This is a genomic window from Chryseobacterium sp. KLBC 52 (assembly GCF_003347605.1).
Taxonomy (GTDB): Bacteria; Bacteroidota; Bacteroidia; order Flavobacteriales; family Weeksellaceae; genus Chryseobacterium.
The window spans coordinates 1-15,140 of the sequence record NZ_QDFZ01000020.1 but is presented as its reverse complement, the minus strand read 5'-3'; the positions used below and the strand labels follow the sequence as shown (position 1 = coordinate 15,140).

The 15,140-nt window shown below is 37.5% G+C and carries 14 protein-coding genes; 13 read left to right on the top strand and 1 reads right to left on the bottom strand.

The features are described 5' to 3' along the window. Positions 1-374 precede the first annotated feature (374 nt). The 8 genes from DDF69_RS18820 to DDF69_RS18785 all read left to right on the top strand — a co-directional run bounded on the left by DDF69_RS18820 (position 375) and on the right by DDF69_RS18785 (position 10,760). On the top strand, positions 375-1,925 hold the full coding sequence (locus DDF69_RS18820) for an aldehyde dehydrogenase family protein (RefSeq protein WP_114822132.1): 1,551 nt from the start codon (positions 375-377) through the stop codon (positions 1,923-1,925). A gap of 115 nt (positions 1,926-2,040) precedes the next feature. After that, the gene (gene lat, locus DDF69_RS18815; RefSeq protein WP_114822131.1) at positions 2,041-3,366 is read left to right on the top strand and encodes an L-lysine 6-transaminase; all 1,326 of its coding nucleotides are present in this window, start codon (positions 2,041-2,043) and stop codon (positions 3,364-3,366) included. Between the two features lie 61 nt (positions 3,367-3,427). Beyond that, complete coding sequence (locus DDF69_RS18810) at positions 3,428-3,658, top strand: DUF2007 domain-containing protein (protein WP_047375088.1); 231 nt, start codon at positions 3,428-3,430, stop codon at positions 3,656-3,658. 175 nt (positions 3,659-3,833) lie between these two features. Beyond that, complete coding sequence (locus tag DDF69_RS18805) at positions 3,834-4,346, top strand: GNAT family N-acetyltransferase (protein ID WP_114822130.1); 513 nt, start codon at positions 3,834-3,836, stop codon at positions 4,344-4,346. 116 nt (positions 4,347-4,462) lie between these two features. Beyond that, positions 4,463-4,918 carry a hypothetical protein gene (locus DDF69_RS18800; protein ID WP_034694378.1) on the top strand — a complete coding sequence of 152 codons (456 nt, stop codon included), beginning with the start codon at positions 4,463-4,465 and terminating at the stop codon, positions 4,916-4,918. Position 4,919: 1 nt separating this feature from the next. Further along, positions 4,920-6,107, top strand: coding sequence for an efflux RND transporter periplasmic adaptor subunit (locus tag DDF69_RS18795; protein ID WP_047431036.1), 1,188 nt, complete (start codon positions 4,920-4,922; stop codon positions 6,105-6,107). Further along, positions 6,107-9,253 (top strand): efflux RND transporter permease subunit, encoded by a 3,147-nt coding sequence (locus DDF69_RS18790; protein WP_114822129.1) that lies wholly within the window; start codon positions 6,107-6,109, stop codon positions 9,251-9,253. Before DDF69_RS18795 ends, DDF69_RS18790 begins: the two co-directional genes overlap by 1 nt. A gap of 91 nt (positions 9,254-9,344) precedes the next feature. Beyond that, complete coding sequence (locus DDF69_RS18785; protein WP_114822128.1) at positions 9,345-10,760, top strand: efflux transporter outer membrane subunit; 1,416 nt, start codon at positions 9,345-9,347, stop codon at positions 10,758-10,760. A 77-nt stretch (positions 10,761-10,837) separates the two neighbouring features. On the opposite strand, the gene DDF69_RS18780 is transcribed toward DDF69_RS18785, so the two are convergent. Next, a complete protein-coding gene (locus DDF69_RS18780; protein WP_114822127.1) occupies positions 10,838-11,818 on the bottom strand; it encodes a BtrH N-terminal domain-containing protein in 981 nt (326 codons plus the stop codon). Positions 11,819-11,980: 162 nt separating this feature from the next. Between DDF69_RS18780 and DDF69_RS18775 the strand changes: the two genes are divergently transcribed. The 5 genes from DDF69_RS18775 (at position 11,981) to DDF69_RS18760 (ending at position 15,092) form a co-directional block, all read left to right on the top strand. Further along, a complete protein-coding gene (locus DDF69_RS18775; protein ID WP_114822126.1) occupies positions 11,981-12,469 on the top strand; it encodes a GNAT family N-acetyltransferase in 489 nt (162 codons plus the stop codon). A 2-nt stretch (positions 12,470-12,471) separates the two neighbouring features. After that, positions 12,472-12,951 (top strand): MarR family winged helix-turn-helix transcriptional regulator, encoded by a 480-nt coding sequence (locus DDF69_RS18770; RefSeq protein WP_114822125.1) that lies wholly within the window; start codon positions 12,472-12,474, stop codon positions 12,949-12,951. 119 nt (positions 12,952-13,070) lie between these two features. Next, positions 13,071-13,652 carry a YdeI/OmpD-associated family protein gene (locus DDF69_RS18765; protein ID WP_114822124.1) on the top strand — a complete coding sequence of 194 codons (582 nt, stop codon included), beginning with the start codon at positions 13,071-13,073 and terminating at the stop codon, positions 13,650-13,652. A gap of 139 nt (positions 13,653-13,791) precedes the next feature. Next, a complete protein-coding gene (locus DDF69_RS22330; protein WP_228411903.1) occupies positions 13,792-14,226 on the top strand; it encodes a hypothetical protein in 435 nt (144 codons plus the stop codon). Then, positions 14,223-15,092 (top strand): IS3 family transposase, encoded by an 870-nt coding sequence (locus DDF69_RS18760; RefSeq protein WP_228411904.1) that lies wholly within the window; start codon positions 14,223-14,225, stop codon positions 15,090-15,092. The genes DDF69_RS22330 and DDF69_RS18760 overlap by 4 nt, the downstream gene beginning before the upstream one ends. Positions 15,093-15,140: the final 48 nt, after the last annotated feature.

Genomic DNA, 15,140 nt, shown 5'->3' with positions numbered 1-15,140 from the left:
AAAGCCTTCTTTTTTAGCCTTTCAATAAAGAAATAACAATTTGGTTAACCTTCTACCAAAAAGAAAGCAGAGAAATTTTCTCTGCTTTTTTATTGTATACAACTCTGGAGACTATCTGCTCCAACGTAAAATATAACGAGCCAAATCAAGCCTTTTATGGTAAAGAAAGCTAATCCTGCCCATCCCACACGCTTGAACCACTTTTTAAGCTTTGAGTTGTTTTCTTGTGAATTTTCCATTGGTGATTATCAAAAAGATTACCCTGCAAAGATAAGCATGTTTATAATTAGTCCAAATAAAAAGCCTGTTAAAAATTAAAGTTTTGAGGTTCATATAATATTTTTATCTTTAGAGAGAACGAAAAGTAAGATTTTATGTCAAAAAAAGTAAAGGATTTCGGAATTGAAAAAACACTTAGAAACCTTGGTCTCAAAGAAGAGAACAAGGGGACTTCAGTGGGCGGAAAATATTTCGCGTCAGGAAAGGTGATAGAAAGCATTTCTCCTGTAGACGGAAAGTTGATCGCTAAAGTAAAAACTTCCGGAGAAAGTGATTATGACAAAGTAATTGAAACTGCTCAAAAGGCATTTCAGGAATTCAGGCTGATTCCAGCTCCAAAAAGAGGAGAGATGGTAAGACAGCTGGGCTTAAAATTAAGAGAATATAAAGACGATCTTGGTAAACTTGTTTCTTATGAAATGGGTAAATCATTACAGGAAGGTCTTGGTGAAGTTCAGGAGATGATTGATATCTGTGACTTTGCAGTTGGACTTTCAAGACAGCTTCAGGGGTACACAATGCACTCTGAAAGACCTGGACACAGAATGTATGAGCAATACCATCCGCTAGGAGTGGTGGGAATTATCACGGCATTTAACTTCCCGGTAGCCGTATGGTCATGGAACACGGCACTGGCTTGGATCTGCGGTAACGTTACCATCTGGAAGCCATCTGAAAAAACACCGCTTTGTGCTATTGCATGCCAGAATATCATGATGGAAGTTCTTAAGGAAAATAATCTTCCTGAAGGAATTTCAAGTGTATTAGTATCAGATCACGAAATCGGGCAGAAACTGGTAGATGATAAAAGAGTAGCCCTTGTATCTTTCACCGGATCTACAAGAGTAGGAAGAATGGTTTCTTCTAAAGTAGCAGAAAGATTCGGGAAATCTATCCTTGAATTGGGTGGAAACAATGCCATTATCATTACTAAAGAAGCTGATATCGACATGTCGATCATCGGAGCTGTTTTCGGAGCGGTGGGAACTGCTGGTCAGAGATGTACGTCAACAAGAAGACTGATCATCCATGAAAGTGTATATGATGAAGTGAAAACAAGATTGGCAAAAGCTTATGGTCAGTTGAAAATCGGAAATCCATTGGATGAGAAAAACCATGTAGGACCACTTATTGATACGGATGCTGTAAACCAATACGAAGAAGCCATCAAAAAATGTAAAAAAGAAGGTGGGAAATTCGTTGTTGAAGGCGGAGTTTTATCTGGTAAAGATTACGAATCCGGATGTTATGTGAAACCTTGCGTAGCAGAAGTGAAAAATTCTTATGAGATTGTTCAGCACGAAACTTTTGCACCGATCCTATATTTGATCAAATACAAAACATTAGAAGAAGCGATCGCTATTCAGAATGATGTTCCTCAGGGATTATCTTCTGCCATCATGACCCAGAATTTAAGAGAGGCAGAATTATTCCTTTCCCATGCTGGTTCAGACTGTGGGATTGCCAACGTCAATATCGGAACTTCCGGTGCAGAAATTGGTGGAGCTTTCGGTGGTGAAAAAGAAACCGGAGGAGGAAGAGAGTCAGGATCTGATGCCTGGAAATACTATATGAGAAGACAAACCAATACTATAAATTACACCACACAACTTCCTTTAGCACAAGGAATTAAATTTGATTTATAAAAGCTTTACTTAAAGCACTCAAAAAAACAATAAAAATTAATAACCTGAATGGTTAAACGCTGTATTATTAGGGCTATTTATTCATTCATTTATTAAATCACACTACAAATTTATTATGGAACACACATTAGATATAAAAGCAAATAAAGTAAAAGAAACAGTAGGAAAACATGTGTTGGCGGACGGTTTCGATTTTGTGATGGATATTGAAAAATCACACGGATCTTGGCTTTATGATAAACTGACAGACAGAGAATACCTGGATATGTTCTCCATGTTTGCATCAGCATCCATCGGATACAATCACCCTTATCTTGTTGAAAGATCAGAATGGTTAGGAAGAATGGCTGTTAACAAACCTACTTTGGCTGACGTTTACTCAGAAGAATACGCTCATTTCCTTGAAGTATTTGAAAGAGTAGTTATCCCTGAAGAATTACAATACGCTTTCTTTATCGAAGGCGGAACGATGGGAGTTGAAAATGCTATGAAGGCATGCTTCGATTGGAAAACCCGTAAAAACTTTGAAAAAGGATTAGACACTGAAGCTGGAATCTGTATCCACTTCAAACAGGCTTTCCATGGAAGAAGTGGTTATACGTTGAGCTTAACCAATACTTCTGATCCAAGAAAGTATCAATATTTCCCAATGTTTAACTGGCCGAGAATTTTAAATCCAAAATTAAAGTTCCCGATTACTGAAGAAAATCTTGAAGAAACCATCAAAAACGAAAATCTTGCTTTACTTCAGATCGAAGAGGCCATTTTGATGCACCCTGATAAAGTGGCTTGTATCATCATTGAACCTATTCAGGCTGAAGGAGGTGATAATCATTTCAGAGACGAATTCTTATTAGGATTAAGAAGAATCTGTGATGATAATGAAATCTTACTTATTTTTGATGAAGTTCAGACAGGGATTGCTATTACAGGAAAAATGTGGGCATTCCAGCATTTCACAGCAAAACCGGATATTATTTCTTTCGGGAAAAAGGCTCAGGTTTGCGGAGTTTTAGCCAATAAAGAAAAGTTTGATCAGGTTCCGAATAACGTTTTCAGAGAAAGTTCAAGAATCAACTCTACATTCGGAGGAAACTTTATCGATATGCTTCGTTTCCAGCTGGTAATGGAAGTAATCGAAAAAGAAGATCTTGTTGAGAACGCAAGAGTAGTTGGGGATTTCTTACTGGAAAGCTTAAAAGCCCTTGCTGAAAAATATCCTGAAAAAATATCCAATGCAAGAGGAAGAGGTTTAATGTGTGCTATTGACCTTCCTACTGCAGAGCAGAGAAACCACATGATGAATGAGCTTTTCAATGACGGATTAATCATTCTTCCTTGTGGAGATCAATCTCTTCGTTTCAGGCCTCATTTGAATGTTACTAAAGAAGAAATCCAACTTGCTTTAGATAAAATTGAAAACAATATTAATAAAATTTAAAACCCGGGATTTGTAATTTTGAAAAAAACATTGTATATTTAGATACTCAAACAATTAGAATATGGAAAGAAGTACGAGAGTATCAGTTTATGTAAGTGATAACCCTTCAGAAATTCAGTTGGTTAAGTCTAAATTGGATGACGCGCAGATTGCAAATACCGTTGAAAATAACTATCTTACGTTTACTACTACGCCAACAGCCACTTCGCTGAAAGTAATGGTAGATCTGGAAGAAGAAAAAAGAGCATTTGAAATTATTGATGCTTACCTTCAACAAAGTGAAAATCAATAAACAATTTCATAATTTTAAATTTTACTACTTCGAACCGAAAATTAATTTTAATTAATTTTCGGTTTTTTAATTCATTGCAAACCATTAAAAAGAATATTTCAAAGATTGAATGAACAGCGGTTTTTATGATTTTTGAACTCTTAAATCATTCAATCTTTTAATCAAATTTTACAATATGAATCCAGAGATTACATTAAGACAAGCGGAAATTGAAGACAGAAACATTATTTGGGAAATCATTCAGCAATCCATCGAAAGAAGAAGACAGGATGGAAGCACCCAATGGCAGAACGGATATCCTAATCTCGGGACAGTAGAAAGTGACATTGCGAAAGGATTTGGCCACGTTATGACAGTGGATGGAGAGGTTGCTGTCTATGCAGCACTTATTCTTAATGATGAACCTGCCTACAGTACAATTGAAGGCGCCTGGTTAAGTGACGGTGAATTTGTGGTGGTTCACAGAGTGGCCGTAGATGAAAAATTTGCAGGACAGGGTATGGTAAAAAAACTTTTTGATCAGATTGAAGAATTTACCAAATCTCATGGAATTCAGAGTATTAAAGTAGATACCAACCATGACAATATTGCCATGCTGAAAATCCTTGAAGGCAGAGGTTATTCTTATTGTGGAGAGGTTCTTTTGAAAGACGGAATGAGAAAAGCTTTTGAGAAGATTATAATTTAACCAAAAAGTTAAATCCACTTTCATTGAATTTTTAAAACGCCCTGTATTTATAAACTCTATCAGGTTTGTTCGTTTGGTTCTGAACTAATTTCTACTTTTGTTCAAATTTTTATATTATGCACCAAAGTATAGAAATTGATGAAAAAATTTTTCAGGATGCCGTAAAATTCTATGGCACCGTGTTTAGCTTACCCCCTTTAGCATCAAAAATCTATTCCTACCTTCTTTTCGACTATGAGAAAGTAGGAATTACTTTTGACGAATTTGTTGAAGTGCTCTCTGCGAGCAAAAGCTCTGTTTCTACCAGTATTTCATTACTGCTCAATGCCCAGCTTATCGTAGACCATAACAAAATGGATGAGCGGAAACGGTATTTTTTCATCAATGATGAATACAAGAAAATACGATTCGAGAAAATTGTCCAGAAAATGCAGGACGAATTAAGACTATTAGATGATTTAAACAATTTTAAAAAAAGTAAAGACGATGGATACAACGAAAGAATAGAAGTTTACAAAGCACTCTTAAATAAAAACATAGAAAATATTCAGGAATCTCTTAATAAACTATAAAATGAATAATAAGCTAGTTATACTTTCCATTGCAGCGTTTTCACTGACAGCCTGCAAAAAAGAAGCTCCGAAACAGGATGGTGCCAAGCCGTATCCGGTTGTTTCCGTGGAGTCAAAAAATATAGTGGGTTATCAGACGTTTCCGGCTACCATTCAGGGTAGGGTAAACAATGATGTACGTGCAAAAATACAGGGTTATATTACCCAGGTATTGGTAGATGAAGGACAATATGTTACCAAAGGACAGCCTTTGTTCCGTCTGGAAACCAATATCCTGAACGAAAATGCAGCGGCTTCCAAAGCAGGAATAGGTGCAGCAGCATCCAGTGTTGCGGCGGCTCAGGCTTCTGTAAATGCAGCTCAGGTTGAAGTAAACAAACTAAAACCTCTGGTTCAGAAGAATATCATCAGCAACGTACAGCTACAGACTGCCCAGGCTCAGTTAGCTCAGGCTCAGGCTCAGCTTCAGCAGGCCAATGCCGCCAAAAGACAGGCTGAAGCGAACTACAAAGGAGTAGAAGCCAATATTGAATATTCTATCATTCGTGCCCCTATTTCCGGGGTGATAGGAAGATTGCCGTTAAAAGTAGGAAGCTTGGTTGGACCTTCTGATCAGACTCCTCTGACTACGATTTCTGATACCTCTGAGATCTATGCTTACTTTGCAATGAATGAAAAAGAATATTTTGATTTCCTTGAAAAATCTCCGGGAGCTTCTATGCCTGAGAAAATCAAAAACTTACCCATGGTTGAGCTTCAACTGGCCAATGGAAGTCTTTATCCTGAAAAAGGGAGAATTGAAGCCATTACCGGTCAGATTGATCCTACAACAGGGACAATTCAGTTCAGAGTTGCTTTCTCTAATGCTCAGAAATTATTAAGTAACGGGAACAGCGGAACTATCAGATTCCCTCAGCATTACGATAATGTTCTTGTAGTACCTGAAAGTGCAACTTATGAGCAGCAGGGTATCGTTTACGTATACAAAGTAGAAAAGGGAGATACTGCCAGAAACGTTGTTGTGAATGTGATCGACAGAATAGACAATATGGCTCTTATCAAATCAGGAGTTAATAAAGGGGAAACCGTTATTGCAGCTGGTATCGGAGGTCTGAAACCGGGAACAGCAGTAAAGCCGAAGCCAATTAAAATGGATAGTCTTGTTCAATCTATAAAACCGAAATTCTAATGATAAAAAACTTTATTAACAGACCGGTTTTATCTACCGTAATCTCAATCTTGATTGTGATTCTCGGGGTGCTAGGGCTGATCTCGTTACCGGTTACCCAGTATCCGGATATTGCGCCGCCTACGGTAAGTGTTTCCGCAAACTATACGGGAGCCAATGCTGAGACGGTAATGAAAAGTGTGGTAGTCCCTTTGGAAGAACAGATCAACGGGGTGGAAGGTATGGATTATATCACTTCCAGTGCCGGGAATGACGGTTCTGCTCAGATCCAGGTTTTCTTCAAGCAAGGAATAGACCCGGATATTGCAGCGGTAAACGTACAGAACCGTGTAGCCAGAGCAACACCTCTTTTGCCATCTGAAGTAACACGTTCAGGGGTGGTAACCCAGAAACAGCAAACCAGTGCCCTGATGTATATGTCTTTCTATTCTGAAAATAAGGATCTGGATGACGTATACCTTCAGAACTTTTTGAATATCAACATTATTCCGAACCTGAAAAGGGTAAATGGTGTAGGGGATGCCAATGTATTCGGTGGTAAAAACTACTCGATGAGAATCTGGCTGGATCCTGCAAAAATGGCTGCCTACAGTGTAACTCCTACGGATGTTACCAATGCCATCAACGAGCAGAGTAGAGAAGCTGCTGCAGGTTCTATCGGACAAAACAGCGGAAGTTCTTTTGAATATATCATCAAATATGTAGGTAAATTCAACGATAAAGAGCAGTACGATAATATTATCATCAAATCTCTTGCAAACGGACAAAACCTGATGCTGAAAGACGTTGCCAAAGTAGAACTGGCAGGGCAGTCTTATACGGGAATCGGGGAGAACGGAAACAGTCCTTCCATCAGTATGGGGATCTTCCAGACTCCGGGATCCAACGCACAGGAGATTATTAAAAATATCAAAGCCTATCTGAAATCAGCTGAGGGAACTTTTCCACAGGGAATCAAATATACTTTTAACTTTGATACCAACGAATTCCTGGAAGCTTCTATTGAAAAGGTCGTTCATACCCTGATCGAAGCCTTCATTCTGGTATTTATTGTAGTATATATTTTCCTTCAGGACTTCAGGTCTACGCTGATCCCGGCCATTGCAGTTCCGGTATCTATTGTAGGAGCCTTCTTCTTCCTGAATTTATTCGGATATTCATTGAACCTCTTGACCTTATTTGCATTAGTACTGGCCATTGGTATTGTAGTGGATGATGCCATCGTCGTCGTCGAGGCTGTTCATGCCAAGATGGAACATGGTATTTCTGATGCTAAAAAAGCCACAGTAGAAGCAATGGATGAGATTACAGGAGCTATTATTTCGATTACTTTGGTAATGGCTGCAGTATTTATTCCGGTGACGTTCATTACAGGGCCTACAGGGGTATTCTACCAGCAGTTCGGGATTACGCTGATCATTGCCATCATCATTTCTGCTATTAACGCATTAACGCTGAGCCCGGTTTTATGTTCATTATTCCTGAAACCTCACGCAGAGCATCATAAAGAGTATCAAAACCTGAATTTGCTGCAGAAGTTTTTCTATAAGTTTAATATAGCTTTTAAAACAACTACTGAGCGTTACGGAAGGGGATTTGTATTCTTGTTAAGACATAAATGGGTTACCTTAATTATTTTTGCTGTTACCGGAGGGATTTTATTCTGGGCAAGCAGCAGTATGAAGAAAGGTTTTGTACCTACAGAAGACAGAGGGATTATCTTTACCGATGTTCAGCTTCCTCCGGGAGCTTCTATGGAAAGAACATATAATGCTCTGAAAACACTTCAGGCAAAAGCACTGAAAGTTCCGGGAGTACAGAATGTGACCATTTCCACAGGTAGAGGATTCTTATCCGGAAACGGAAGTAACAATGGTCTTGCCTTTGTGAAACTGAAACCATTCGATGAAAGAAAAAAAGACGGACAGACTTCTGAAGATATCACCAAAAAATTATTTGGAATTGTAGGATCTGTTCCTGATGCTAAAGTAGTATTCTTCCAACCGCCAAGTGTACCTGGATTTGGTAACAGTGCAGGTTTTGAAATGGTATTGCTGGACAAGTCAGGAGGTGAATATGCTGATCTGGATGCTAAAACCAATGAATTCATCGGTAAACTGATGCAGAGACCGGAAATTCAGTTTGCACAGACTTCGTTCAATACTAAATATCCTCAGTATCAGATGGAAATTAATGTTCCTCTGAGCAAACAGCTTGGAGTTTCTGTAAACGACATTCTGGCTACCATGCAGGGGTATATCGGGGGTATTTATACGGCCGACTTTACCAAGTATGGAAAGCAATTCAGGGTGATGGTTCAGGCTCTTCCGGAGAACAGACAGAATATTGACAATCTGAATCAGCTTTATGTCAGAACAGGATCAGGGATCATGACTCCGATCTCACAGTTTGTAACATTAACAAAAGCCTATGGACCACAATCTGTAAGCCGTTACAACCTGTTTACTTCCGTGAAGGTGACAGGAGCAAACTCTGACGGATACAGTTCCGGGGATGCCATTGCAGCAGTACAGCAGGTGGCAGATGAAACCCTGAATCAAAACTATGCTGTAGAATTTACCGGGTTAACGAGAGAAGAATTAAATTCAGGATCTCAGACACTTCTGATTTTCGGGTTAAGTTTGATCTTTGTTTACTTTATCCTTTCTGCCCAGTATGAAAGTTATATTCTTCCGCTGATCGTAATTATTTCCCTTCCTCTTGGGGTAATGGGAGCTTACTTCGGCCAGAAGATTATGGGACTGGAAAATAACATTTACTTCCAGATTGCCCTGATCATGCTCGTGGGACTACTGGCGAAAAATGCAATTCTTATTGTTGAATTTGCTGTTCAGAGAAGACATCATGGGGAAACCATTGTAATGTCAGCTATCAATGCAGCGAAAGCCAGGGTGAGACCTATTCTAATGACATCATTCGCCTTTATTTTCGGTTTATTGCCGCTGGTTCTGGCAAGTGGAATTGGAGCAGTAGGTAACAGATCTATCGCTACGGGTGCGGCAATCGGACTATTGATAGGAACTGTTTTGGGATTATTTGTAATTCCGGTTCTGTATGTGATTTTTGAAACACTGCAGGAAAAAATCAAACCTATCAAAAAAGAAGATATCAATTTAGCAGAATAAAATTAAGATTTAAGAAATTAGAAGTTAGAAATTAGAGATAAGTCTAAAAACTAACTTCTAACTTCTAAACTCTAACTTCTAATTAAAAATAATGAAGAGTTTATTAAACATCATAAAAGGAATCACTTTTTCAGTTTTCATACTCGGAGCCATCTCATCCTGTATGGCAAGAAAAGAATATGAAAGACCGAAAAATGTTGTAGACGAAAAGCTTTTCCGTACAGACATGCTTCCTTCGGACAGTACCAATATTGCAGATATTTCATGGAAAGAAATATTCACTGATCCGATATTGCAGGGGCATATTTCTAAGGCACTGGAGAACAATCTTGACATCAGAATTGCATTAGAAAGTATTAATTCTGCAGAAGCGTATCTTAAACAAAGTAAAGCAGCCTATCAGCCGACCCTTTCTATAGGACCCAACTATACATTTCAGACTCAGTCTATCAATACTCAGTTTGGACAGATCATCGGATCAAGACGTTATGTGAACCAGTTTGACATTACGGCAAGTATCGGATGGGAAGCTGACATCTGGGGCAAATTAAAGGCACAGGAGAAAGCACAGCTGGCTGCTTATTTAGGAACTGTTGCAGCCCATAAAGCGGTTAAAAGCAGTTTGGTGTCTTCCATTGCTTCTGCATATTATCAATTGTTAACATTTGATGCCCAGAAGAAAATCATTACAGAAACCATTGCGGTAAGAGAGAAAAACCTTGAAGCTACCAAGGCTTTGAAAACTTCCGGAACAGTTACTGAAGTGGCGGTACAGCAAAGTGAGGCGCTTGTTTTCAATGCCAAATCATTACTGATTGATATTGATACACAGATCCAGCTGCTTGAAAATACCATGAGTCTTTTGATGGGAGAGCCTTCTCATGCTATCGAAAGATCTACATTGGAAGGGCAAAAACTTCCAATTGATTTGAAATTAGGTTATCCTACTCAACTTCTGGCTAACCGTCCGGATGTTATGAGAGCAGAATACAATTTAATGAATGCTTTTGAGCTGACCAATGCTGCCAAAGCTCAGTTTTATCCAACTTTAAAACTGACAGGAAGCGGAGGAGTGCAGTCGGTAGATATTGACCATTTATTCAGTGTAAATTCATTGTTTGCCAATGTAGTTGCCGGACTGGCTCAGCCTATTTTAAATAAGAGACAGATTCAGACCAACTATGACGTAAGTCTGGCCAATAAAGAAACTGCCTATTTAAACTTCAGAAAAACAGTTTTAACTGCCGGAAAAGAAGTTTCGGATGCCATCAGAGTTTTCTCTGTTCAGGATTCATTCATCGAATTGAAGCAAAAAGAACTGGATGCCTACAAAAAATCGGTTGATTATTCCCAGGAATTAGTGAACTATGGGATGGCTAACTATCTTGAGGTATTGAATGCAAGTGTGAATTCATTGAATGCAGAGCTTAACATTTCCAATGCAAGATACAGTAAAATGAAAGCAGCCGTAGAGCTTTATCAGGCTTTAGGCGGAGGCTGGAAATAACCGTATTCTGCAATGTAATATCATAAAAACGTATGTCAGCAATGGCGTACGTTTTTTATTATAAGCTTATAAAAGATCTATAAAGTTGTCAATATTTCCATAGTTCTTTTTTCTTTTCCAGATATCTCTTTTAATATATCCGAAGCCTGATGAATATATTGAATTTCTTTTGTCTGACTCACTTTTTCAAACAGCTGAGATACATTTGTCCAGAGTTCGGCAATTTCTGTGAAGGCTTCATAGCCTGATTTTAAAGGATCAAGCTGAAGGAGTTCATAGCTTTCTTTCAAAAAATCACGGTATAAATTTCTGAACAGAGCACCACCGGTTCCTGCTTTTTCCATGAGTAAAGCCGCTTGTTTAAATTCTCCTTCAATATCTTTACTAGTATTGAACCATTTGACAATTTCAGTACTTGTTTTTAAAATCCCTTTATAAGAAATATTGGTAATGGGTGGATTCAGATATTCAGCTGCATTATTCTTAATCGCAGTGATGATGACTTTTTCCAGATCGAATTTTCTATCTGTTTTCCTGATGGTATAATACAGATTTCTGGAAGCCATAGGACCTTTTTCAGAACGGGCCATAGCCAGACTTTTTAAAGATGTTTGTACTTTTCCACCTTGTTGTCTGGTATCAATCAGGAAAGCCTCTTCATCATCATAGCCATAAACAGCAGCATAATGTCCGGCAAAGTGGAAAGGACTTGAGAAATATTCAAGATGATAGCAATCCATTTTCAATCCTACTGCCTGCCCACTATTGAGAAGCTCTTTTACTTGTTCCCAGGCTTTTTGCTGTGAAGAAGTTTCCTTTACGGTTAATTCAAGATTCAGATTTCTGGCTAAATTTTGAGTAAGCAGATCAGGTTTTATCCGTCCTCCAATGAAAGGGAAGTCCATTGTTTTCATGTTCCAATAAATAAAGCCGAGACCTTCACCCAACCCGAAAAGCATAGGTTCGGAAAGTTCAATTCCGATGTGTTGTAATAATGTTCCTGTGGCAGTAGTTTCACAGTGCTGTCCGTCAAAAGGTTTCAGGTTTTCTATTTTCATTTTGGAGTTGGTTATTAATTTTTGAGCAAAGAAAATTACATAAATATCATCATATAGAAATTCCGTTTTTTGAAAATTCAGTGTTAAAATTTTTTAAAAAGTAGAATTGATTTGCGAATATGTATTCAACTACGTAGTTTTGTACTTTAAAATACAAACACTATGAAATTAGAGATACAATCCATAGGGAATTCCTACTCAGAACAGGCCATTGATCTGATTTTGACGATCCAGCAGAAAGAGTTTAATATTCCGATTACCATAGAAGATCAGCCTGATCTTTTGAAAATTGAAAGTTTTTACACAGACGCAGGTGGTAATTTTTGGGGAGCTTTTGCAGATGGTGAGCTTGTGGGTTCTATAGCATTGGTAAAATTTGACGACAGGGCAGGAGCCATCAGAAAAATGTTTGTGAAAAAGGAATTCAGAGGAAAAGAACTGAATATTGCACAGGAATTACTGGACGTTTTAATTTCTTTCTGTCGCGAAAACAGAATTGATGATCTATATTTGGGTACCATAACGATACTGAAAGCAGCCCAGCGTTTCTATGAAAGGAATCAGTTTGTAAAGATTGAAAAAAACGATCTTCCTGTGAAATTTCCTTTAATGAGTGCCGATGATGTTTTTTACCACTTAAATCTTGACTGAATATGAATGTAATCAACGAAGCAGGAATTCTTGCCATATCCACCAGACTGCACCGCCTCAGTGAACAATTGAGGAAAGACGGAGCTCTTATCTATAAAGCATTCGGAATTGATTTTGAGCTGAAATGGTTTCCGGTTATTTTTACCATTTATAAAAAAGAAATAGCAAGTGTTGTTGAAATTGCCAATGAAATAGGGTATACTCATCCATCTACGATAACTCTGCTCAAAGAACTTGAAAAACTGGAGTTGATCCAATGGGAAAAAGATAAGCAGGATGAACGTAAAAGGCTCTTTAAACTGACTTCAAAAGGGAATGAACTCATTGAAAAAATGAAACCCGTTTGGGAACTGATGGCTCAGATTTTAGGAGATATTGCAGATAATAAAAACAATCTGCTGACTGCGATTGATGAAGCAGAAGAGAAAATTGCCAATCAGTCTTTTTATCAGAGAGCGTTGCAGGTGAAGAACTCGAAGTAAATTTAGTTGTCGTTTCAGATCTGGCTGTTCGGATGTTATTATGACATTAAAATTTTACTACTGACAAACTATTGTCACTAAAGTATGTTAATTTTACATTATCAATAAAAGAAAAAGCTATGGGGAAAATTGCAGAGAAACAAACTTTCTATGTCAATGCAAAGGAAGAATGGCGGCAATGGCTGGAAGAGAATCATCATAGAGAGCAATCTGTATGGCTGATTTGTAATACCAGAAAATCAAATTTACCTATGGTGTATTGGACAGATCTGGTAGATGAAGCTCTTTGTTTTGGCTGGATTGACAGTACAAGGAAGACGATTGATGAAGGTTCGTTTATGCAGTTATTCAGCAGACGGAAACCGAAAAGTACCTGGTCAAAAATTAATAAGGATAAAGTTCAGAAGCTGATAGAAAATAATCTGATGATGGAAGCCGGATTTGAAACCATCAGAATTGCCAAAGAGAATGGCTCGTGGAATATTTTGGATTCCGTAGAAGATCTTATCATTCCTGAAGATCTGAACGAAGCATTTAAGCTGCATGAAGGTTCCGAAACCTATTTTCTAAGTTTAAGCAAATCCATGAAAAAAATGCTGCTGCAATGGATTGTGTTGGCCAAAAGACCGGAAACCAGAAAAAATCGTACTGACGAAATTGCCAGACAGGCCGCTCAGCATAAGAAACCTAAAAATTTTTAAGCTGTAAAAGATATGATATCATATTATTTTTGTTGATACTTATGTTTAAAAATAAGAAAAGGCTGTCCCAAAATGAGATAGCCTTTTCCATTGATTCATTGTCTCGTCCTGAAATAGCGATACACAAAAAAGAATCGTTATGGAAGAAACATTAAGATCCACGTACATTAAACGCACACAGAAGGATTACAGTTTAAGTTTAAAACTTCAAATCGTGAAAGAAGTTGAATGTGGAGCATCCACTATTACTAGTTGTCGTAAGAAATATGGTATTCAATCTCATGGTACTATTTTAAATTGGCTGAGAAAATATGGTAACTTTGATTGGGAAAACCAAAGACCTTATGCCATGGAAAAAACACCTGAACAACGTATTATGGAATTAGAAGCCCAGGTAAGGCTTCTTGAAAAGCAAAAGGCTTTTTTAGAAAAGCAGGCTTATATTGCAGATAAGAAGTCCATATTTTTTGATATGATGATTGATCTGGCTGAGAAAGAATATCACATTGATATTCGAAAAAACTCACCACCCGAACAATCGATTACTTCCGCAGTAAAGAAAAAGAAACTTTGATTTTTACTTGTGGATTGTTAGGGTTAAATAGACAAATCTATTATAGAAGTATCAAGCGTACGAAAGTTTGTAAAGATAAAGCTTCAGAGGTAGTAAAGCTGGTAGAGAATCTTCGTGTTAAGATGCCCCGGTTAGGAGGCAGGAAATTATATTTTATTTTACAGAGATCCTTAAGCTCCATTAAGGTAGGGAGAGATAAATTCTTTGCCATCTTAAAAGCTAATCATTTATTGATTGAACCTCGCAAAAGCTATCACATTACAACCAACTCTCATCATCGTTTTAGAAAGCATAAGAACCTGCTCCTTGACTATCAGATAACAAAGCCCAACCAGGTATGGGTTGCAGATATTACTTATATAGGGAACCGAAAAAATCCAAGCTATTTAAGTTTAATAACTGATGCGTATTCTAAGAAAATAATGGGACACTTTGTTGCAGACAATTTAAATACACAGAGTAGTATTATAGCTTTAAAAAGAGCTCTAAAGAAGTATAAAGGTATGAGAGAATCTTTAATCCATCATTCCGATCGTGGTTTACAATACTGCTCGAATGAGTATCAAAGACTTTTACAGAAACATCAATTAAAATGTAGTATGACACAAAACTCTGATCCTTATCAAAATGCAGTAGCAGAGAGAATAAATGGTATTTTAAAGCATGAGTTTGATATTGATAAACATGATATAAACAACAATTTAAGGAAAAAGATAGTAAATGAATCTATCGAAATCTACAATAATTTACGCCCACATTTTTCAAATCATTATCTAACTCCAAACCAAATGCATAAACAGTCACAAATTAAAATGAAAACCTATAAAAACAAAAACCAAAGCAATAGTAAAATTACTCTGGTTTAATTATTTATTTTTGTACTATAATCTGTATCAGATTTTCAGGACTAGTCA